We start from the raw sequence: 21254 nt of genomic DNA, 5'->3' as shown, positions 1-21254 counted from the left end.
ATGTCGCTGCGTGGCATCTTGATGTGCCTCGCCCTGATCATCCTCGCGGCGCCGATGGCGCCGCGAGGAGCCATGGCGCATGCGGCGCTGGTGGCGAGCGAGCCTGCCGCCGGAAGCGTTCTGGCGGCGGCTCCGGATCAGGTCGAGCTGGTTTTCAGCGAGCCGGTGGCGCCGCTGGTCTTCCGGCTGCTGGGGCCGGACGGCGAGGCAGCCGAGCTCGCCGGTGCGGGCGTGGACGGGGCAAGGCTCACCCTGCCGCTGCCGCCGGAGCTTCCTCAGGGTACGCAGGTCTTGAGCTGGCGCGTCGTCTCCGAGGACGGCCATCCGATCGGCGGAACGCTGGTGTTCTCCATCGGCGCGCCGAGTGCCGCGGCCGACGGCCTCGCCGTCCAGGATCGCGCGCCCGGCGTCGCAGTCCTGCTCTGGCTGGCGCGCGGCGGGCTCTATGCGGGTCTCTTCATCGGTATCGGTGGCGTCTTCTTCCTGTCCTGGTCGTCGCGCCGGGCCCTGCCGTCCGGAAGTCTGCGACGCGTCCTGACTATCACGCTCGCCGCCGGGGCCGTCGCGGCGGCAATCGGGCTCGGTGCCCAGGGGCTGGACGCGCTGGATAAGCCGCTTTCGGCTCTGGCGAGCCCGACGGTCTGGATGGCGGGGCTCAGCACCAGCTTCGGCCGGACGGCGATCCTCGCCATGCTCGCCTCTGTCCTTGCCCTCGCGGCGTTGCGGGCAGGGGATCTGCGCGTCCGCCGCGCTCTTGCGGCTCTCGCCCTGCTGGGACCCGGACTGGCGTTGGCCGCCACCGGCCATGCATCCGCCGCGAGCCCGCAATGGCTGATGCGGCCGCTGGTCTTCCTGCACGCGACCGCCATCGCGCTCTGGGCCGGCGCGTTGCTGCCGCTCGCGCTGGCGCTTCGCGACGGTGGAGGCCGGGGCGCGCTCGCCCGCTTCTCCATCGCCGCGCCAGTTGTCTTCGGCGTCCTGCTCCTGAGCGGCTGCGTCATCGCCGTGGTCCAGCTCGGTTCGGTTCCGGCGCTCTGGCAGACGGAATACGGCCTCGTCCTGCTCGCCAAACTCGTCGCTGTGGCGGCGATCTGTCTGTTCGCGCTCTACAATCGCCGGGCACTGACGAAGCCATTGCTGCGTGGCGACGACGGCGCCGCGCGACGGCTGGTCCGCTCGATCGTGGCCGAGATCATTCTGGTCTTCGTCGTCTTCGGCCTGGCCGCCGCCTGGCGCTTCACGCCACCGCCGCGCGCGCTGGTGGCCGCCGTCGTGCCCATCGAGCTGCACCTGCATGGCGCGCGCGCCATGGCGGAGGTCGTCGTGACCCCGCGCGCCGGCGCGGCGAGCCTCGAGATCGAGCCGCTCGACGGGGAGGGCGTGCCGTTCAAGCCGCTCGCGGTCGAGGCGCAGCTCGCGCCGGCGGATGGGCGGATCGAGCCGATCCGCGTCGTCGCGGAGCCGGTGGCGGACGGGCGATGGCGGGCCGAACTGCCCGGCCTCGCCGGCGGCGGCCGCTGGACGCTGCGCGTCGATCTGCTCGTCAGCGACTTCGAAAAGGCCATGCTGGAGGGCGATCTGACACTGTCCACGCCCTGATCCCGCCCGTTCCGATCTTTGAGTTGCCCACCTCATTTCCTGATGCTATTTCATCACCAGGGAGGAGTTCCTCGTGGGTAAGACGACGCTTCAAGACGTCGCCCGGGAGGCTGGCGTCAGTCTCGCGACGGTGGATCGCGTGCTGAACGGAAGAGCCGGCGTCCATGCGCGAACGGTCGAAAAGGTGCAGAGTGCTGTCGACCGGCTGAACTATCAGCCGGATCGGATGGCGTCGCGCCTGGCGCGCGGTCGTGATTACCGCTTCGAGATCCTGCTGCCGAGCGGCTCCAACGAGTTCATGCGGGTCCTCGAGGCCGAGTTCCGCGCCACGGCCGAACGCTATGTGCAGGAGCGTGTCCTGCTCAACGTCACTCAGGTCGACGTCTTCGACGGCGAGGCGCTGGCGACTGCGCTGGAGGGGCTGCCGGCCGACATCGACGGCCTTGCGGTTGTTGCGCTCGACCATCCGGCCGTCGCCGAGGCCATCAACGCCATCATCGCCCAGGGCACCGCCGTCGTGACGCTGGTCTCCGACCTGCCGGGCACGCGCCGTTCGCATTTCGTCGGCATTGACAATTTCGCCGCCGGCCGCACGGCGGCGAGCCTGCTCGGCCGTTTCGTTGGCCCGCGCCGCGGCAAGGTCGGCCTGATCGCCGGCTCGCTGGCCCTGCGCGACCATATCGAGCGGCAATACGGCTTCGAACAGATCATCGCGCGCGAATATCCCGATCTTGAAGTGCTGCCCGTCCGTGAGGGCCGCGACGAGGATGCGCGCGTTCAGCAGGTGGCCGAAGCCCTGCTCGCGGAGCATGACGACCTCGTCGGCATCTACAATGTCGGCGCCGGCACGCCGGGCATCGTCGCGGCGCTGGAGCAGTCCGGCCGCACGCGCGACATCGTCTTCATCGCGCATGAGCTGACCGTCTTCAGCCGGCGGCACCTGATCCGCGGTCCGATCGATGCGATCATCAATCAGGATCCCGGCCACATGGCCCGCAGCGCGGCGCGCATCTTGCTCGCCATGCGCGAGGGCATGGAGATCATTCCCGGCCAGGAACGCATCAAGATCGACATCTTCATCCGGGACAACGTGCCGTAGCGCGTCGCACCGGTTCAGCCGACCACCGAAAACCTGGGCGTCAGCCCGAGACGAAGATTTGAAGGAGACATGCGATGAAGACGATCAAGGGTCCCGCCATCTTCCTGGCGCAGTTCGCGGGCGACGCCGCGCCGTTCAATTCCTTCGACGCGATCTGCGGGTGGGTATCCTCGCTCGGCTACAAGGGCGTCCAGATCCCGACCTGGGACAGCCGCCTGATCGACCTGAACAAGGCCTCGGAATCCAAGGACTACTGCGACGAGCTGGCCGGCACCGCCGCCAAGCACGGACTCGAGATCACCGAGCTCGCCTCGCACATCATCGGCCAGCTGGTCGCCGTGCACCCCGTCTATGACGAGCTGATGGACGGCTTCACGATCCCCGCCATGCGCGGCAATCCGAAGGCGCGCCAGGAATGGGCCGTCGATCACCTGAAGCGTTGCGCCAAGGCGTCGAAGAATCTCGGCCTCAAGGCGCATCCGACCTTCTCCGGCGCGCTCGCCTGGCCGTTCCTCTATCCGTTCCCGCAGCGTCCGGCCGGCCTGGTCGAGGAAGCCTTCGCCGAGCTCGGCCGTCGCTGGACGCCGATTCTCGACGTGTTCGAGGAGAACGGCGTCGACGTCGCCTACGAGATCCATCCGGGCGAGGACCTGCATGACGGCATCACCTACGAGATGTTCCTCGCCGAGGTGAAGAACCATCCGCGCGCCAACCTGCTGTACGATCCCTCGCACTTCGTGCTGCAGCAGCTCGACTATCTCGACTACATCGACATCTACCACGAGCGCATCAAGGCCTTCCACGTGAAGGACGCCGAGTTCAACCCGTCGGGCCGCCAGGGCGTCTATTCGGGCTACCAGAACTGGGTCAACCGCGCCGGCCGCTTCCGCTCGCTCGGCGACGGCCAGGTCGATTTCGGCGCGATCTTCTCCAAGCTCACCGCCTATGACTATGACAGCTGGGCCGTGCTCGAGTGGGAGTGCGCGCTGAAGCATCCGGAAGACGGTGCGCGCGAGGGCGCCGAGTTCATCAAGCACCACATCATCCGCGTCACCGAGCACGCCTTCGACGATTTCGCCGGTTCCGGCACCGACGAGGCGGCCAACCGCCGCATTCTCGGCATCGCCTAAGCGTCGCAACGGATCAGATCGGGAGAACATCATGGCAATCGGAGCCAGCAAGGAAGAAACCGCCGGTCGGCGCATCCGCCTCGGCATGGTCGGCGGCGGGCAGGGCGCGTTCATCGGCGCGGTGCACCGCATCGCGGCCCGCCTGGACGACCAGTATGAGCTGGTCGCCGGCGCACTGTCGTCGGACGCCGCCCGCGCCAAGGCGTCGGCTCGGGATCTCGGCATCGCCGACGACCGCGCCTACACCTCGTTCGAGGAGATGGCCAAGGCCGAGGCCGCCCGTCCGGACGGCATCGAGGCGGTCTCGATCGTCACGCCGAACCACATGCACGCCCCGGCCGCCAAGGCCTTCCTGAAGGCCGGCATCCACGTCATCTGCGACAAGCCGATGACGCTGACGGTCGAGGAATCGAAGGAACTCGTCGATCTCGTGAAGTCGACGGGCAAGATCTTCGCGCTGACGCACAACTACACCGGCTACCCGATGATCCGGCAGGCCCGCGCCATGGTCGCCAAGGGCGAGCTCGGCGAGATCCGCCTGGTGCAGGCGGAATATCCGCAGGACTGGCTGACGGAGAAGGCTGAAGCCGATCCGAACAACAAGCAGGCCGGCTGGCGCACCGATCCGGCGCGTTCGGGCGCCGGCGGCTGCATCGGTGACATCGGCACGCACGCCTACAACTTGGCCTGCTTCGTCACCGGACTGGAACTCGACCAGCTTCTGGCGCAGCTCTCGACCTTCGTCGAAGGCCGCCAGCTCGATGACGATGTGCAGATCCTGTTGAAGTGGAAGGGTGGCGCCAAGGGCATGCTCTGGGCCAGCCAGGTCGCGGTCGGCAACGAGAACGGCCTGAAACTGCGCGTCTACGGCACCAAGGGCGGCCTTGAGTGGACGCAGGCGGACCCGAACTATCTGTGGTTCACCCGCTTCGGCGAGCCGAAGCAGCTCCTGACCCGCAACGGCGCCGGAGCCTGGGCCGAGGGCACCCGCGTCAGCCGCGTGCCGGGTGGTCATCCCGAGGGCTATCTCGAAGGCTTCGCCAACATCTATACTGAGGCAGCGCGCGCCATCCATGCCGCTCGCGAAGGCAAGAAGCCCGACGCCGAGGTGCTGTACCCGACGGTCGAGGACGGCTTGATCGGCATGCAGTTCATCGAAGCGGCGGTCGCGTCGTCCAAGGCGGGCAACGTCTGGACGAAGGTCGGCTGACATCATCGCCTGGGGAGGAGAGATGGTGACGACTGGAAAGCCGCCTCTCCTCGAGGCGGCAGGGATCTCGAAATCGTTCGGGCCCGTCGAGGTGCTGGGTGACATCAACCTGGCCCTCGAGCCCGGCGAGGTGCATGCGATCATCGGCGAGAACGGCGCCGGCAAATCGACCCTGATGAAGATCCTCGCCGGCCATCTGGCGCCGACGAAGGGTGAACTGAAGATCGACGGGACGCCGGTCGTGATGGCCGGCCCCGTCGACGCCGAGCATCGCGGCATCGTCCTGGTGCACCAGGAGATCCTGCTCGCGCCCGACCTGACGGTGGCGCAGAACATCTATCTCGGCCGCGAGATCCGGAAGGGGCTCTCGGTCGATGACAAGGCGATGAACAAGGGCGCGGCGGAGGCCGTCCGCGCGCTCGGCATCGACATCGATCCGAACATCGTCGTGGGACGGCTCTCGATCGCCCAGCGCCAGCTGGTGCAGATCGCGCGCGCTCTTCTGGTGCCGCATCGGGTCGTCATCTTCGACGAGCCGACCGCCTCGCTGACGCTGACCGAGACCGACGCGCTGCTGCGCGTCATCCTCGACATAAAGAAGAAGGGCGCCGCCGTCCTCTACATCTCGCACCGCCTTCCGGAGGTGAAGGAGATCGCCGACCGCGTGACCGTGCTGCGCGACGGCAAGCTGATCACCACGCGCCCGGCCGAAGGGCTGGAGCCGGTCGACATGGCGCGGCTGATGGTCGGTCGCGACGTCGCCAAGCTCTATCCCGACCGCGTCGCGACCCAGGCGGTCGACTACGCGCTCGAGGTCGAGGGCATGGACGTGCCGGGCTATGCCCACAAGGCCTCGTTCAGGCTGAAGCAGGGCGAGATCCTCGGCTTCGCCGGCCTCGTCGGCGCTGGCCGCACCGAGCTGCTCGAGGGCGTCGTCGGGCTGCGCTCCGCGCATGGCAAGGTGAAGCTGAACGGCAAGCCGGTGCATTTCGTCACCGTGCGCGACAGCATGCGGGCCGGCATCGTCTATCTGAGCGAGGACCGGAAGGGGAAGGGCCTGCTGCTCGCCCAGAACCTCGGCATCAACCTCACCCTGGCGGCGCTCGGCCAGTTCCTGCGTGGCATGCTGATCGACCGCCGCAAGGAGGCGAAGGCGCTCGACGGCGCGATCGCCGAGTTCGACATCCGCACGCGCAGCAAGGACCTGCTCGCCGGCCAGCTTTCGGGCGGCAACCAGCAGAAGCTGCTGCTCGCCAAGATGATGCTGCTCGACCCGAAGATCGTCATCATCGACGAGCCGACGCGCGGCATCGACATCGGCACCAAGGAACAGATCTACAAATTCATCGCCGAGCTCGCCGAGAGCGGCAAGTCGGTCATCGTCATCTCGTCCGAGATGCAGGAAGTGATCGGCATCTGCGACCGCATCCTCGTCATGCGCAACGGCCACATCGTGGGCGAGGTGACGGGCGAGCATATGACCGAGGACGAGATCGTCGTGCTCGCGACGGGTGTGACATCGAGGGAGGCCGCCATGACGGCGGCGCACGCATGACCGATACCACGGCAAACAAATCAGCCGCGCGTCGATCGCTCGGCGACATCGATCTCCGGGCCGTCGCGCCCTTCGTCGCGCTGGCCTTCCTGCTGGTGCTGGGCGCGCTGGTCAACCCCAACTTCCTCGGCGTCGACAACCTCTTGAACGTGCTGACGCGCAGCGCCTTCATCGCGATCATCGCGGTCGGCGCCACCTTCGTCATCTCGGCCGGCGGCCTCGACCTGTCGGTCGGCGCCATGTCCGCCTTCGTCGCCGGCGTCATGATCCTGTTCATGAACACCGGCGTGATCGAGGGCCAGATCCCGATGCTCATGGTCGCCATGCTGCTGGCGGTCGGCGTCGGCGCGCTCTGCGGCCTCGCCAACGGCGTGATTACCACGGCCGGCAGGATCGAGCCCTTCATCGTCACGCTCGGCACGATGGGCATCTTCCGCGCGCTGACGATCTATCTCGCCGAGGGCGGCTCGATCGCCATGAAGGCGCCGGATCTGCGTGCCGCCTATCGGCCGGTCTATTTCGGCAATCTCTTCGGTGTGCCGATCCCGATCCTCGTGATCCTCGCGGTGGCGCTGATCGGCGCCTTCCTGCTCTACCGCACCGCCTTCGGCCGGCACGTCATCGCGGTCGGGTCGAACGAGGACGTCGCGCGCTATTCCGGCATCCCGGTCAACCGGGTGCGCACGCTCACCTATGTCATCCAGGGCGTCTGCGTCGCCATTGCCGTGCTCGTCTACGTGCCGCGCCTCGGCGCCGCCACGCCGACGACGGGCCTGCTCTGGGAGCTGCAGGCGATCACCGCGGTGGTCATCGGCGGCACCGCGCTCAAGGGCGGCGTCGGCCGAATCTGGGGCACGGTCTGCGGCGCACTCATTCTCGAAGTGGTCGGCAACATCATGGTGCTGTCCAACTTCGTCAGCGAATACCTCATCGGAGCCGTTCAGGGCGCGATCATCATCATCGCGATGCTGGTCCAGCGTTCGCTTGTTCGGCGGCGGTGAGGCGGGAAAGGGGGAGCCAATCCCCCGAACAACTGGTTCAACGAGGGAGAGACAAATGCGGAAGCTTCTACTCGGTTCGGTCGCCGCGGGCCTGATGCTCGTCGCCGGCCTGGCGCAGGCGCAGGAGAGCAAGACCATCGCCGTCTCCATTCCCGCCGCCGACCATGGCTGGACGGGAGGCGTGGTGTATCACGCGCAGGAGCAGGCCAAGCGCCTCGAGCAGCGCTATCCGGGCCTCAAGGTCATCGTCAAGACGTCGCCGGACGGCGCCTCGCAGGCGAATGCGCTCGAGGACCTGACGACGCAGGGCATCGACGCGCTGGTCACCCTGCCGCACAATTCCGACGAGCTGACGGACCCGATCCGCCAGGTCAAGGACAAGGGCGTGTTCATCACCGTCGTCGACCGCGCGCTCACCGACAACTCGGTCGCCGATCTCTACGTCGCCGGCAACAACCCGGCGCTCGGCCGCGTCGCCGGCGAGTACATCAAGGAAAAGCTGAACGGCAAGGGCAAGGTCGTGGTCATCCGCGGTCTGCCGATCGTCATCGACGAAGAGCGCAACAAGGGCTTCGACGAGGGCATCGCCGGCAGCGACATCGAGGTCCTCGATCGCCAGTTCGGCAACTGGAGCCGTGACGACGCGTTCAAGGTCATGCAGGATTACCTGGCCAAGTATCCGCAGATCGACGCGGTCTGGACCCAGGACGACGACATGGCGGTTGGCGTGCTCGAGGCCATCAGCCAGGCCAAGCGCGAGGACATCCAGTTCGTCATCGCCGGCGCCGGCATGAAGGACATGATCAAGAAGGTCATGGACGGCGACAAGATGATCCCGGTCGACATCCTCTATCCGCCGGCGATGGTCGCCGTCGCGATGGATCTGACGGCCGCCGGCCTCTACGACCACCTGCCGGTCCGCGGCAGCTACATCCTCGACGCCACGCTGGTGACGAAGGACAACGCCAAGGACTTCTACTACCCCGACTCGCCGTTCTGATCGGATCGGCCTCGTCGGATACCTGGCCCTCTCCCGCGCCGCGGGGGAGGGCTTTTTGTTGGGATCTTCCGCGTACGCCCGCCGCCAACTCGGGCTCGCCGTAGCGGCTGCTCAGGTTCGTGCATGCTAGCCCCTAGCTCGCCGTCATCCCGGGCGAAGACCGACCCGGGAAGGCGTAGTTCTTCACCTCTCCCTGAGGGAGAGGTCGACGGCCGAAGGCCGGCGGGTGAGGGTTTACGGCCTCACAGGACAAGCTTCGCGACCGGTGTCATCTCCGGATGGTTCCCTAAACCCTCACCCGGCTCTCCGAGCCGACCTCTCCCTCAGGGAGAGGTAAGGATGGACCTGCGCCGGTAGACCGGGATCATTTGTCCATGCTGCGTCCCCGCCCCCTAAAGCGGCAGCAGATCCGTGTTCTTGACCTCTTCCATCACGGCATAGGTGTGCGTCTCGCGCACGCCGGGCAGCGACAAGAGGCTGTCCGAAAGGAAGGCGCGGTAGGCGTTCATGTCGCTGACGCGGGCCTTGATCAGGTAGTCGAAGCCGCCCGCCACCATGTGGCACTCCGTCACCTCGGACGCGCGGCGGACGGCGGTGGCGAAATGCTCGAACACGTCGGGCGTGGTGCGGTCGAGCTTCACCTCGACGAAGACGAGCAGGCCGAGGTCCAGCTTTTCCGCCGAAAGCCGCGCGTGATAGCCCTCGATATAGCCCTCGCGGGTCAGCCGCTTGACGCGGTCCGCCGTCGCCGTCGGTGACAGATTGACCTTGGCGGCGAGGTCCAGCGTGGTGATGCGGCCATCCGCCTGCAGGGCCTTCAGGATGGCGCGGTCGATGCGGTCCATGCGGTTCCGGTCTCTTTCGGATCGTCAGTCGGTCGGCAGCGTCTCCAGGAGGGCGACGGTTTCGACGCCGCTTCCCGGCCGGGCGAGGTCGTCGTTGACGAGGTTCATCGGGGCATCCATCGGCATTTGCGACCGGCGGGTAGCGACTATCGCGGAGAAGCCGCTCCGTGCCGAGATAATCACGGTTTGGGTGGGCATCAAACCCCAAAGCGGCGCTGCCGGAGGCGGTAGATTGCGGCCAACACGATTTCGGAGCCTTTCATGCCGACCGCCGCCTACGAACTCTTCCGTGCCCCCTATGCCGGCGACGACGCCGCGCTGATCCGCCATGCGATCCGTGGCGCCATGCTGGACGCGAGCGCCGAGACGCGCATCGATCGGCGCGCCACGGCCTTCATCGAGGCGATCCGCAGCCAGTCCGGCGCCGTCGGTGGCATCGAGGACTTTCTGAGGGAGTTCGGCTTGTCCACCCGCGAGGGGCTGGCGCTGATGGTGCTGGCCGAGGCGCTTTTGCGCGTGCCGGACGCCGCGACGCAGGACCGGCTGATCGAGGACAAGCTGGGCGGCGCCGACTGGAGCGAGCATAGCGGCAAGGCGGAGGGCTGGTTCGTCTCCGCCTCGACCTGGGCGCTGGGGCTCTCGGCCCGGATCGTCCAGCCGGGCGACAGTGCCGACGGCATCATCGCCGGCCTCGTCAAGCGCGTCGGCACGCCGACCGTGCGCACCGCGACGCGCCAGGCGATGCGCTTCCTCGGCTATCACTTCGTTCTCGGCCAGACGATCCAGGACGGTTTGAAGCGCGCCAGGACGCTGGAGAAGCAGGGCTTCCGCTATTCCTACGACATGCTGGGCGAGGGCGCCCGCACCGCCGAGGACGCCGAGCGCTATTTCCAGAGCTACGCCATGGCGATCGACGCCATCGGCAAGGGCGCCGGCAAGAAGGCGCTGCCCGACCGCCCCGGCATCTCCGTCAAGCTCTCGGCGCTGTATCCGCGCTACGAGGCCACCAACCGGGCGCGCGTGATGGCCGAGCTGGTGCCGCAGCTGGTCAAGCTGGCGGCGCAGGCCAAGAGCTACGACCTCAACTTCACCGTCGACGCCGAGGAGGCGGACCGGCTGGAACTGTCGCTCGACGTCATCGCGGCGGCGCTGGCCGACCCGTCGCTCGCCGGCTGGGACGGCTTCGGACTCGCCATCCAGGCCTATCAGAAGCGCGCTGCGGCCGTGATTGACTGGATCGGCGAGCTGGCCAAGGTGCTCGATCGCAAGATGATGGTGCGGCTCGTCAAGGGCGCCTATTGGGACACCGAGGTGAAGCGGGCGCAGGAGCGCGGGCTCGACGACTATCCGGTCTTCACCCGCAAGGCCGCGACCGACCAGAACTATCTCCACTGCGCGCGCAAGCTCTTGGATCTCCGGCCGCGCATCTTCCCGCAATTCGCCACCCACAATGCGCTGACCGTCGCCACCATCCTCGAAATGGCCGGCGAGGCGACCGGCTTCGAGTTGCAGCGCCTGCACGGCATGGGCGAGGCACTGCACAAGGCGGTCCATGAGAGCGTGCCGACGGTCTCGACGCGTATTTACGCACCGGTCGGCGGCCATCGCGACCTGCTCGCCTATCTGGTCCGCCGACTGCTCGAGAATGGCGCGAACTCGTCGTTCGTGGCCGTCGTCGGCGATCGCTCCGTGCCGATCCAGAACCTGCTCGGTCGCCCGGATACGACGCTCGAGGGCGGGGCGCGGGCCCGTAACCGCAACCTGGCCCTGCCGGCCGACCTCTATGGCGCGAGCCGACGCAACTCGGCCGGCCTTGAGTTCGGTCACGCCGCGACACTCGCCGCGCTGGTCGAGGGCATGAAGGCGGAGGACGGCACGGCGCTGGTCGCGAAGCCGGTGGTGGCGACGCCGCTCGAAAACGGCAAGCCGCAGCCGGTGCTGAGCCCGGTCGACGGGCGGACGGTGGTCGGCTCGGTCGTGACGCTGCCGGAAGAGGCGGTCGAGGCCGTCATGCAGGCCGGCCAGAAGGGATTCCGCGCCTGGCAGGCGACGCCGGTCGAGGACCGCGCCGTCATCCTCGAAAGAATGGCGGATCTGCTGGAGGAAAACCGCGACCGGCTGATGAGCCTGCTCGCCCGCGAGGCCGGCAAGACGCTCGGCGACGGCCTCTCCGAAGTGCGAGAAGCGACGGATTTCTGCCGTTTCTACGCCGCCGAGGCGCGCCGTCATTTCGGCAAGCCGACCCTGATGCCGGGCCCGACCGGCGAGCGCAACGAGCTTCAATATCGCGGCCGTGGCGTCTTCGTCGCCATCTCGCCGTGGAACTTCCCGCTGGCGATCTTCCTCGGCCAGGTCACGGCGGCGCTCGCCGCCGGCAACGCCGTCGTCGCCAAGCCGGCCGAGCAGACGCCGATCATCGCCTTCGAGGCGATCCGGCTGCTGCACGAGGCGGGCGTGCCCGTCGCCGCCTGCCAGCTCGCTCCTGGCGACGGCAAGATCGGCGCCCGGCTTGTTAACCATCCGTTAACCTCGGGCGTCGCCTTCACCGGCTCGACCGAGACGGCCTGGTCGATCAACCGCGCGCTCGCGGCGAAGAAGGGGCCGATCGTGCCGCTGATCGCCGAGACGGGCGGTCTGAACGCCATGATCGTCGACGCGACCGCGCTGCCGGAGCAGGTGACCGACGATGTCGTGGCCTCGGCCTTCCGCTCGGCCGGCCAGCGCTGCTCGGCGCTCCGCATCCTCTATCTGCAGGAAGACGTCGCCGACCGCATGCTGGAGATGATTGAGGGCGCGGCGGCCGAGCTTCGGGTCGGCGACCCGCGCGATCCGAGGACAGACCTCGGCCCGGTGATCGACGCCGAGGCGAAGGGCAATCTCGACCGCCATTTAGCGGCGATGCGGAAGTCCGAGACGGTCCTGTTCGAGGGCAGGGTGCCGAACGCCGGTACCTATGTCGCGCCTGTAATCATCGAGCTCAAGGATGCGAAGACGCTCGACCGCGAGGTGTTCGGGCCGATCCTGCATGTGGTGCGCTGGAAGGCGAAGGAGCTCGACAAGGTGATCGCTTCGGTCGCCGCGACCGGCTACGGCCTGACGCTCGGCATTCACAGCCGCATCGACGAGACCGTCGACGCCATCGTCGAAAAGCTCGCGGTCGGCAATGTCTATGTGAACCGCAACCTCATCGGCGCCGTCGTCGGCACCCAACCCTTCGGCGGCTCCGGCCTCTCCGGCACCGGCCCGAAGGCGGGCGGCCCCAATTACCTGCTGCGCTTCGCCGAGGAACAGGTGATCTCGGTCAACACGGCGGCGGCCGGCGGCAATGCTTCGCTGATGGCGATGGCGGACGGATAGGCGCGCCACCCCGCCGGCGTCCGCCAGGGTCGGGCGCCGGCGCGGGGGCGATAGTGTCGGCGGCCCGCGCGTTGTATGCTTCTCGTCATCTGCTATAAGCACGCGCGGCCGCCGGGATGCGCGGTGAACGAGATGACGAGTTCATGGCTTTGAATACTCAGGGGTCCGACACCGGAACCTCCACTCCGGGTGCGGTCACCGCGACGTCATCCGGAAGCGCTGCCGAGGAGAACGGCGGCAGCTCGCCGGTTGCCCATGCCGGTTTCTTCACGCTCGCGCTCGGTTCAGTCGGCGTCGTCTATGGCGACATCGGCACCAGCGTCATCTACGCCCTGCGCGAAGCGCTGCACGCGGCCGAGAAGGCCCATGGCGTGCTGGCCCGCGAGGAGGTGATCGGCGTCATCTCGCTCATCATCTGGACGCTGACGATCATCGTCACGCTCAAATATGTCGTCATTTTGCTGCGCGCCGACAACAATGGCGAAGGCGGCACGCTGTCGCTGATGGCCCTGGCGCTCCGCGCGACGGGCCGGTCGGCGCCCATCATCTTCGTGCTCGGCGTGGCCGGCGCGGCGCTGTTCTACGGCGACGCGGTGATCACGCCGGCGATCTCGGTGCTGTCGGCGGTGGAGGGCCTGACGCTGGTGACGCCGGCCTTCGACGGCTATGTCGTGCCGATCACCATCGTCATCATCGCGGCGCTCTTCCTCGTGCAACGCTACGGCACGGCCAAGGTCGCGTCCTGGTTCGGGCCGATCACGGCGCTCTGGTTCGTCGTCATGACGATCGGCGGCTTCCTGCACATCGCCGACGATCCCGGCATCTTCGCCGCCTTCAATCCCTATCACGCCGTCAGCTATGTGGTGACGCACGGCCATACCAGCCTGCTCGTCATCGGCGCCGCTTTCCTGTCGGTGACGGGCGCCGAGGCGCTCTATGCCGATCTCGGCCATTTCGGCCGCAAGCCGATCCAGGCCACCTGGCTCGCCTTCGTGTTCCCCGCGCTGACCGCCAATTATCTGGGCCAGGGCGCGCTGGTGCTCGCCAATCCCGACGCGATCAAGAACCCGTTCTACCTGCTGTTCCCGGAATGGGCGCTGCTGCCGGTGGTGCTGCTCGCCACGCTGGCGACGGTCATCGCCTCGCAGGCGGTCATCACCGGCGCCTATTCGATGACCCGCCAGGCGATCCAGCTGAAGCTGCTGCCGCGGATGGAGATCTCGCACACCTCGGAGACGCATGTCGGCCAGATCTACATGCCGCAGGTCAACTCGATCCTGATGGTCGCCGTGCTGCTGCTGGTCATCATGTTCGGCTCGTCCAGCAAGCTGGCCACCGCCTATGGCATCTCGGTGACGGCCGAGATGGTCATCACCGCCTGCCTCGCCTTCATCGTCGTCTGGCGGTTCTGGCGCTGGCCGCTCTGGGTCTCGGCCCTCTTGATCGCGCCGTTCCTGCTGATCGACCTGATCTTCTTCGGCGCCAACCTGCTGAAGATCACGGAAGGCGGCTGGCTGCCGATCCTGCTGGCGCTCTCGATCATGTTCATCATGCGGACCTGGGTGCGCGGCACCAAGATCCTGTTCGAGAAGAGCCGGCGCGCCGACGTGCCGCTCGCGGAGCTTGTCAAGAACCTCGAGAAGAGCAGCGTCGTGCGGGTGCCCGGCACGGCGGTGTTCCTGACGAGCGATCCGGAAACGGCGCCGTCCTCGCTGCTGCACAGCCTCAAGCACTACCGCGTGCTGCACCAGAAGAACGTGCTGCTGACGGTCGTCACCAGCAACACGCCGCGCATCGACGAGGCGGACCGGGTGCGGATCGAGCCGATCAACGACAGCTTCACGCGCATCTTCATGACCTTCGGCTACATGGAGACGCCGAACGTGCCGGCGGCGCTGGCGCTCTGCCGCAAGCAGGGCTGGAAATACGACATCATGTCGACGTCGTTCTTCCTGTCGCGCCGCTCCATCAAGCCGGCGAGCCACCACCTGCTCGCGCGGTTCCAGGACAAGCTGTTCATCAAGCTGGCGATCAACGCCAGCGACGCGACGGAGTATTTCCATATTCCGACCGGCCGCGTCGTCGAGATTGGCACGCAGATGTCGATCTGATTGGCGGGGGCGTCGCGCTTCGGCGCCCCGCCTGTCCAGCTATTGAAAAGGCCGTCGCGAGACAATCGTGGGCGGCCTTTTCAATTGGACGGATGAAAACACGGCACCGGGTAGCGCGAATGTCTGACATGGGGTGGAAAGCGGACTGGCAGGTTTTCGGGCGGCGACTTCGGGAAATTTGCCCTTCACATGATCAACTACCTTTGGCAGGGAAGCGCCCATTGCGGCGGTTCAAGCTAAGCTCGCTTCTCCCGAAAGCCGTCATTGCTTGTGACGAAGCCGAGCGTCAGCCAGCTGTTTCGGCGTATGTGTACGAATCCCGTCTGGTCCGCCAATTATTGCCGCCGATCATCTCATAAATTTGTTCGCAATCGCTTGTGCTGTGCCGCCGACACCCCTCTACAGCGCGATTGAATCGCAGTTCGCGCGCCTACCGAGCCGTATCTCTGCTGAGACACGCTATTTAGGTCGACACGGCTCGGAACTCCCTTTGAGTCTCGTGGCGGTTCGCTGTGGTCTGCTGCCAGCTAGCGACCTACGTCGGAAAACTCATACTCATCATCAACAACGCTTGCACGCCAAAGGTGACCATTCGCTTCAAGTTGCTCATTGATCCAAGCGAGGGGAACCACCTCACGATCCCACCAGACTCCATCGAAGGATAGGCCCTGAAGAGCAAAGTACCGCTTCTTGATCTGCTCGACGATCAACCGTCGCGCCTTATAGTGGGGTGTGTCGGGCGCGTCTGCACCACGCCCCGGCTCGGTTATCGGCTCATAGTAAGGCCAGCGCATATGGGCTGTTCGTTGCGTGTCGTGTTGCCCTAATAGCTCATCACCCCTGAAAGCGCGCCCTCCTCTTCCTCCGCGGCCGTCAGGCTGTGATGCTTCTCCCCCTTTGCCGCCGGCTACGAACGAATTGCCACCTACAGCATAGCCATCACCGCCCCGCCCGCCTTCATCTCCATTCTGGCCGCCTCGTGCCAACAAGATGATCCTGCCATCTATAGTGATATAAGAATCGCTCGGCCCCACGGGAAATGGATCAGGCTTGTCTGCGCCGAGGGGATCTTCCAACGAGGCATCATCAGGTAGAATGTGAGCGTCTCCACCTCTTCCCCCCGACCCGATACCTCCTCGGCCACCACGCCCTCCGACAGCGTGACTTTGATCGGCAGCGACTATCGCGTGACCGCCGTCCCCACCATCGCCAATGACGGCATCTCCACCTATGCCTCCTTCCGCAGTGCTGTCTTCTCCATATACATTGGCATCGCCGCCGCGCCCTCCGGAACCCTTTCGTTTCATTACACGCCTCTTACTTTGAAAGGTCTTGTCTATGGATGAAAATCAAATTGTGAATGGTCTGTCGCTCAAGGTATGGAAAGCGATATTCAGGCCCGGCATGCCCGAATTCGCCGCCACATCGTTTTCCTTCACGCCTGAGTCGCACGATCTTGTTCGCATCGCATTCGGAAACGGTGGGCCAGCAGTCGGTCCAGAGGGGCTACGAGAGCCGGTATATACCCATGCGTTGACCCTCACCCCTGAGTTGGCTGTGGATTTGGCTGGCATGTTGCTCAAGCACTATGCGCAGCCGGAGGGTGAGCGCAGTTCGCCCAGCGCAGTACTTTAGCCTCTACCGCCATTTCCTCCTCTGGCGACGGATCGTCTTCCCTTTGCCGTCGCCATGCCTCCATCGCCGCCGTCGCCACTTCCCGCATCACCTCCGCGTCCGCCAATTGCCTGGCTATCCTCACCGGACGCGAAGGCGCGGCCACCTACACCGCCTCTAAGCCCGTCCAGTTGATTCTTCTGGTAGGCGAGGTATACGGCCCAGCCAACGAGTGCGACCGCAATGAAAGCCCCAATGACTGATGCCCAACTAGGGAGTTCTGGCGAGAATTTCGTGAGCACAACACCCAATAGAACCCCCGCGGCACCAAGCGCCAGCGGTATCCAGATCGTTGCGTTTCTTTCTGAGACCATTCGAACCCTCCAAAATGCTGTCGAGCATCGGCAAGTTATCACAGAATAGCAGTAGACGTACAAACAGTTTTCTCCTTCAGATTCGCGTTAAGAAGGGTTATTGAGCGCTATAGTGAAGGTAGCTCTCTATTACATCGTCTTCGCCCGCCGAACGCCTCCGGTTCCCGTACATGGCCCGACATTTTCGCTGATCGCTGCACAATAGAAACAAAGTAGATGCCACAGACTCTACGCTATGAGCCGAGATTGAGTGCAACCGCTGCCCAAAAGGTGCGGATGCGCCCCCTGCAGGACAGCCGTCCCGCCATAGATCTGATAGAGTGGCTTGACCGGCACCGGCGTCACGGGCCGAGCAGCATAGTCAGCGCGAGCGAGCTGACAATCTATGATGAATGCCCGCTATCGCGGTTTGGTTCTTGAAACCGGACAGGCCGCTCACGGCCCGACACTGCCGTCCGTAGGGAACCGAACGATTGGCAGGTTTCGGGCGGCGACTGGAGCATCTCGAACGGCGACAATGGGGGCGCGAGCGGACCTACCACCTTGGTGGGATTTGCCGCGAACGTTGCATGGCGTGGCAATGGGCGGAGCAGGTGCCTCGCTCGGCAGCTGCTTCCGCCGTCCCTAGCCTAGCGCCGACTGCTCGCGGCAGATCCGGTCCACCAGGGCGTCGAATTCGCCCTTGGGAGGACGCTGCGCCGCGAGGCGCTGCTTGAGGTGATGGATCGGCTCGGCCAGGATCTCGTCGAGGCTCTCGGCGCAGTGGAAGTCACCGACCACGCTCTTGATCTTGGAATTGTCGAAGATCGCCGTCCACGCCTTGTCGCCGGTCAGCGGGCCGATCCATTCCGGATTGTAGCGGACCAACGTGTCGGTCGGGACATGCACGATCCTGGCCTCGACGCCGAGCAGGCGGCCGATCGCCTTCTGGATGTCGTCCCAGATATGGGCGCGGTCATTGGTGATGTGGAAGATGTCGTTCAGCGCCGCCTTGTTGCCGAACAGCCCGACGAAGGGCACCGCGAAATCAACCGATCGGGTCAGCGTCCAGGGCGTATGGCCGTCTCCGGCGACGATGGTGGGCTCGCCGTCCAGCATGCGGCGCGCCATGATATCGCTGTCGCCCATCATGATCGGCAGCCCGGTGCGGACCGTATGGCTGGGGCGCACGATCGTCCAGTTCAGGCCCTCGGCATTCTCCAGCAGCTTCTCGCAGGCGATCTTGGCCTGGCTGTAGGGCCAGTACGGATTGATCGCCGGCGTCTTCTCGGTGATCACGTAGTGGCGCGCCGGCTTCTCATAGACCGAGGCCGACGAGATGAAGATGTACTGTCCGCAATGGCCGGTGAAGATCTCGATGTCCCGCGCCACCTGGTCCGGCGTGAAGGCGATGAACTGGCAGACGACATCGAAATTGTGCCGGGCCAGATCCGCATATTCCGGTCCGGCCAGGTCGCCGAGGATCGACGTGACGCCCGAAGGGAGGTCGCTTTCCCGCTTGCCGCGATTGTAGACGCTGACGTCATGCCCCTGCGCCACGGCGCGTTCGACGCAGGGATACGAGATCTGGCCTGTGCCGCCGATGAAGAGAATACTCAGAGTCATCTGGAGAACCTTTCACGGAAACGGAGGAACGTGAGCGCGGGATGTCGATGTGTCGGAGCGGGCCTTGGCCTTCTTCTGGCATGGGTTTCGGGAGCCGGCGCTTCCCGAACTCAGTCGACCGGCAGTTCGTTGGTTGCCTTCCGCACGGGGCGGGCGAGGAAGATCAAGAGGGCGACGAAACCGGCCGCCACCGAGATCGGCAGCGCTTCCGACCCGAACAGGTCCATCAGCACGCCGATCAGGGTGGAGCCGATCACCGAGCCGGCCGAATAGGCCATGGCGAAGCCCGTCGAGACGACGGCCAGTCGCTGGCCACGAAAATCCTGGCCGATGAGGACGATGCCCAGCGTGTAGAGGCCGGAGACGGTGCCGCCGGCGAGGAAGATGACCGGTTCGAGCAGGAACGCCTGGTTCATCACCAGCGGGAAGGCGAGGGTGCTGACCACCGCGAGGACGGTGCAGCCGATCAGCGTCAGCCGCCGGCCGTGCCGGTCGGCGAACCAGCCCAGCGCCACGATCAGGACCGCCTCGCCGAGGCTGAAGACGGCGACGAGGCGCGAGGCGCCGGCCTCGGTCAGCCCGTAGGCGAGGCCGTAGAGCGGCAGCAGGCTCTGCATCGCCGTCTCGCCGATGCCGGTCAGGAAGGCGGCGGCGATCAGGCTTCCGGCCAGCGTCAGCGACATCCGCAGCGTGTGGACGTCGCCGCTTTCCTCGTCGTCCTCGACCTCGCCGACGGCCGAGCGGATCGACAGCGCCACCGCGACGCCGATCGCGAGCGGGACCATGGCGACGACGAGCGGCAGGCTGCCGGTCGAGCCAGTGCCGCTGAGGAGCAGCGGGCCCATGAACTGGCAGGCCGCGTAGAGCGTGCCGGAAGCGCCGACGATGCGGCCGCGGTTCCTGTCGTCGACGACGCCGTTCAGCCAGATCTCGGTCGTCGTCCAGAGCGCCGAGAAGCAGGTGCCCATGACGAAGCGGGCCACGAACCAGACGACGATGTCGTCGAAGAGGAGGATGGCGGCGAAGGAGGCGAGCGACAGGGCGAACTGCGCCGCCACGAGCAGGCGCAGGCCCAGCCTGTCGATCAGCCAGGGCACGAAGGGGCCGAAGATCAGGATGCCGGCGCCGGCGATCGAGGCGTTGAGGCCGATCAGCCAGGTGGCGATGCCCTTGCTCTCCAGCGCGAGCGAGAAGAACGGGTAGGAATAGCCGAACAGCAGCGCCTCGATGCCGATCAGCAGCAGCACGCCGGCGACGCGCCAGTAGCGGGCGCGCGCCTCGGTCTTCTTCGGGTCGCTGGACGGCATCAGATCTCGCAGAGCGGCTCGGGGCACCAGCAGCGGATGCCCTGCGGCACCAGGTCGAAGGTGCGGTAGTCGGCGGTCAGTTCCTCGCCGGCGGCGATGTCGCGATCGGCGAACACGTAGAGCTGGTCTTCCACCCGCGTGTTCGGACGGCAGGAATGGTTGAGGAAATCGATGCCGGCCGGCGCCTCCATCGGCAGCAGGCAGAGCAGCTTGCGGCCGATCAGCTTGAGGTGGACGGATTGCCGCCACCAGTAGTCGTCGAGCTCGCTCTGCCGGTCGAGGTCGATCAGCATGGCCTTGCCGTCGAAGAAGCCGAGCAGCGTGTCCTTGGGGATGTCGATGCGGGCGTGGATCGTCTGGTGGTCGTCGCTGATGGCGCGGACCTCGATGGCCTCGTCATTGGTGTAGCTCATGAACTCACTTCCTGAAGTCGAAGGCCGGGATGCCGCCGGACTGTCCGTCGCGGCTCGCCTCGTAGCGCTGTCCGTCGAATAGCGCAGCGAGCCATTTCTCGCAAAGCCGCTGCGCGTAGACCACCGGCATTTCGTGGTCGTGCGGCTCCTTGGCCAGCTCGGCGAAGACGGGGTCGTTGTGGGGCGCCGTCCAGAACTGCCGGTCGTCGGAAAGATGCACGGCGCGCTCGGGCGTCGCCGACACCTTCTGGTAGCCCTGGATCGTGTTGATCGACATCTTCTGCCAGGCGGCGGCGCATTTCTGCAGCAGCCGCGCCAGCTCGCTCCGCTCGCGCACCTCATGCGGCGCGCAATGGAAATGCCGCTCGCACAGGTCGCGCACCAGCATGCCGAAGGCGAAGGCATCCGACGTGGTGTTGATGGCGAGGAAGGGGGTGCTGAGCGCCGGGTCGTAGAGCGGATCGGCGACGGCGGCGGCATGGGGGCAGAAGGCGACGGGAAAGAACTCGTACACCGTGGGGATGCCCGTGACCGGGCAGATGACGTCGAACGGGATCGCCACGGTCTCGCTGTTGACGAGGGCGCCGGCGCTGTCGGCATAGCCGGCATCGACCATGATCTGGGCGAGGGCGCGCAGCTCGTCCTCGGAATTGGTAAAGCTGAGCGGCGTCGCGACGATCGCCAGGAAGCCGGTCTTCCGATATTCCTCGACATCCTGCCGGAAGGCGGTCAGCGCCTCGGCGAACTGATAGCCGTTGCGGACATGGGCGACGGTGTAGCGGCCGAGCTGAAACTCGCGCTTGCCGGCCGAGCAGCGAAGATCCACCTGCAGCCAGTCGTCAAATTCGCTGTTTGACGGTACCTTGGGATGAAATGGGCAGCCGACGGCGACTGACGGCGCCATCCCAGCCGAATCATCATCCGGTGGGAAGTTCATAATGCCCCCGCAGCGCTACGCAGACCTCAAGTGGATGTGATCGGTTTGAAATTGCAGGAAAATTCAACGCAAAGTCAACCGTATTATAGCCAAGTCT

The 21254-nt window shown here is 66.0% G+C and carries 16 protein-coding genes; 11 read left to right on the top strand and 5 right to left on the bottom strand.

What is annotated here, in order from left to right; genetic code table 11:
- The 7 genes from G539_RS0112445 (at position 1) to G539_RS0112415 (ending at position 8594) form a co-directional block, all read left to right on the top strand.
- Positions 1-1599: a copper resistance CopC/CopD family protein gene (locus G539_RS0112445; protein ID WP_029075495.1), complete on the top strand. Its 1599-nt coding sequence runs from the start codon at positions 1-3 to the stop codon at positions 1597-1599.
- A 73-nt stretch (positions 1600-1672) separates the two neighbouring features.
- Positions 1673-2698: a LacI family DNA-binding transcriptional regulator gene (locus G539_RS0112440; protein ID WP_156911949.1), complete on the top strand. Its 1026-nt coding sequence runs from the start codon at positions 1673-1675 to the stop codon at positions 2696-2698.
- A gap of 74 nt (positions 2699-2772) precedes the next feature.
- On the top strand, positions 2773-3828 hold the full coding sequence (locus G539_RS0112435) for a sugar phosphate isomerase/epimerase family protein (RefSeq protein ID WP_029075493.1): 1056 nt from the start codon (positions 2773-2775) through the stop codon (positions 3826-3828).
- A gap of 31 nt (positions 3829-3859) precedes the next feature.
- Complete coding sequence (locus G539_RS0112430; RefSeq protein WP_029075492.1) at positions 3860-5038, top strand: Gfo/Idh/MocA family protein; 1179 nt, start codon at positions 3860-3862, stop codon at positions 5036-5038.
- Positions 5039-5060: 22 nt separating this feature from the next.
- Complete coding sequence (locus G539_RS0112425; RefSeq protein WP_029075491.1) at positions 5061-6593, top strand: sugar ABC transporter ATP-binding protein; 1533 nt, start codon at positions 5061-5063, stop codon at positions 6591-6593.
- Positions 6590-7594 (top strand): ABC transporter permease, encoded by a 1005-nt coding sequence (locus G539_RS0112420; protein WP_029075490.1) that lies wholly within the window; start codon positions 6590-6592, stop codon positions 7592-7594. The genes G539_RS0112425 and G539_RS0112420 overlap by 4 nt, the downstream gene beginning before the upstream one ends.
- Before the next feature lie 55 nt (positions 7595-7649).
- On the top strand, positions 7650-8594 hold the full coding sequence (locus tag G539_RS0112415) for an ABC transporter substrate-binding protein (protein ID WP_029075489.1): 945 nt from the start codon (positions 7650-7652) through the stop codon (positions 8592-8594).
- 392 nt (positions 8595-8986) lie between these two features.
- Here G539_RS0112415 and G539_RS0112410 read toward each other — a convergent pair whose 3' ends face one another.
- Positions 8987-9439: an Lrp/AsnC ligand binding domain-containing protein gene (locus G539_RS0112410; protein WP_029075488.1), complete on the bottom strand. Its 453-nt coding sequence runs from the start codon at positions 9437-9439 to the stop codon at positions 8987-8989.
- Between the two features lie 261 nt (positions 9440-9700).
- Here G539_RS0112410 and putA point away from each other — a divergent pair, with 261 nt between their 5' ends.
- The 4 genes from putA to G539_RS27055 all read left to right on the top strand — a co-directional run bounded on the left by putA (position 9701) and on the right by G539_RS27055 (position 16542).
- Positions 9701-12796, top strand: coding sequence for a bifunctional proline dehydrogenase/L-glutamate gamma-semialdehyde dehydrogenase PutA (putA, locus tag G539_RS0112400; protein WP_029075487.1), 3096 nt, complete (start codon positions 9701-9703; stop codon positions 12794-12796).
- 143 nt (positions 12797-12939) lie between these two features.
- The gene (locus tag G539_RS0112395) at positions 12940-14907 is read left to right on the top strand and encodes a potassium transporter Kup (RefSeq protein ID WP_029075486.1); all 1968 of its coding nucleotides are present in this window, start codon (positions 12940-12942) and stop codon (positions 14905-14907) included.
- 1097 nt (positions 14908-16004) lie between these two features.
- On the top strand, positions 16005-16253 hold the full coding sequence (locus tag G539_RS27060; RefSeq protein ID WP_156911948.1) for a hypothetical protein: 249 nt from the start codon (positions 16005-16007) through the stop codon (positions 16251-16253).
- Positions 16246-16542, top strand: a complete 297-nt coding sequence (locus tag G539_RS27055; RefSeq protein ID WP_210162820.1) for a hypothetical protein — start codon at positions 16246-16248, stop codon at positions 16540-16542. Before G539_RS27060 ends, G539_RS27055 begins: the two co-directional genes overlap by 8 nt.
- A gap of 977 nt (positions 16543-17519) precedes the next feature.
- On the opposite strand, the gene G539_RS0112385 is transcribed toward G539_RS27055, so the two are convergent.
- The 4 genes from G539_RS0112385 to G539_RS0112370 all read right to left on the bottom strand — a co-directional run bounded on the left by G539_RS0112385 (position 17520) and on the right by G539_RS0112370 (position 21046).
- Positions 17520-18500 (bottom strand): SDR family oxidoreductase, encoded by a 981-nt coding sequence (locus tag G539_RS0112385; protein WP_029075485.1) that lies wholly within the window; start codon positions 18498-18500, stop codon positions 17520-17522.
- A 110-nt stretch (positions 18501-18610) separates the two neighbouring features.
- Complete coding sequence (locus tag G539_RS24605) at positions 18611-19807, bottom strand: MFS transporter (RefSeq protein WP_035831245.1); 1197 nt, start codon at positions 19805-19807, stop codon at positions 18611-18613.
- Complete coding sequence (locus G539_RS0112375; protein WP_029075484.1) at positions 19807-20220, bottom strand: SET domain-containing protein; 414 nt, start codon at positions 20218-20220, stop codon at positions 19807-19809. The genes G539_RS24605 and G539_RS0112375 overlap by 1 nt, the downstream gene beginning before the upstream one ends.
- Before the next feature lie 4 nt (positions 20221-20224).
- Entirely contained in the window at positions 20225-21046 is an 822-nt protein-coding gene (locus G539_RS0112370) for a hypothetical protein (RefSeq protein ID WP_035831244.1), read from the bottom strand.
- Between the last annotated feature and the right edge of the window lie 208 nt (positions 21047-21254).

The organism is Kaistia adipata DSM 17808 (assembly GCF_000423225.1).
Classification (GTDB): Bacteria; Pseudomonadota; Alphaproteobacteria; order Rhizobiales; family Kaistiaceae; genus Kaistia; species Kaistia adipata.
Note: the sequence above shows the minus strand (reverse complement) of the source record. Positions and strands in the feature narration are given on the sequence as shown.

Coding starts and splice junctions, on each gene's coding strand:
- G539_RS0112445 (WP_029075495.1), top strand. CDS start 1: ATGTCGCTGCGTGGCATCTTGATGTGCCTCGCCCTGATCATCCTCGCG.
- G539_RS0112435 (WP_029075493.1), top strand. CDS start 2,773: ATGAAGACGATCAAGGGTCCCGCCATCTTCCTGGCGCAGTTCGCGGGC.
- G539_RS0112430 (WP_029075492.1), top strand. CDS start 3,860: ATGGCAATCGGAGCCAGCAAGGAAGAAACCGCCGGTCGGCGCATCCGC.
- G539_RS0112425 (WP_029075491.1), top strand. CDS start 5,061: ATGGTGACGACTGGAAAGCCGCCTCTCCTCGAGGCGGCAGGGATCTCG.
- G539_RS0112420 (WP_029075490.1), top strand. CDS start 6,590: ATGACCGATACCACGGCAAACAAATCAGCCGCGCGTCGATCGCTCGGC.
- G539_RS0112415 (WP_029075489.1), top strand. CDS start 7,650: ATGCGGAAGCTTCTACTCGGTTCGGTCGCCGCGGGCCTGATGCTCGTC.
- G539_RS0112410 (WP_029075488.1), bottom strand. CDS start 9,439: ATGGACCGCATCGACCGCGCCATCCTGAAGGCCCTGCAGGCGGATGGC.
- putA (WP_029075487.1), top strand. CDS start 9,701: ATGCCGACCGCCGCCTACGAACTCTTCCGTGCCCCCTATGCCGGCGAC.
- G539_RS0112395 (WP_029075486.1), top strand. CDS start 12,940: ATGGCTTTGAATACTCAGGGGTCCGACACCGGAACCTCCACTCCGGGT.
- G539_RS27055 (WP_210162820.1), top strand. CDS start 16,246: ATGGATGAAAATCAAATTGTGAATGGTCTGTCGCTCAAGGTATGGAAA.
- G539_RS0112385 (WP_029075485.1), bottom strand. CDS start 18,500: ATGACTCTGAGTATTCTCTTCATCGGCGGCACAGGCCAGATCTCGTAT.
- G539_RS24605 (WP_035831245.1), bottom strand. CDS start 19,807: ATGCCGTCCAGCGACCCGAAGAAGACCGAGGCGCGCGCCCGCTACTGG.
- G539_RS0112375 (WP_029075484.1), bottom strand. CDS start 20,220: ATGAGCTACACCAATGACGAGGCCATCGAGGTCCGCGCCATCAGCGAC.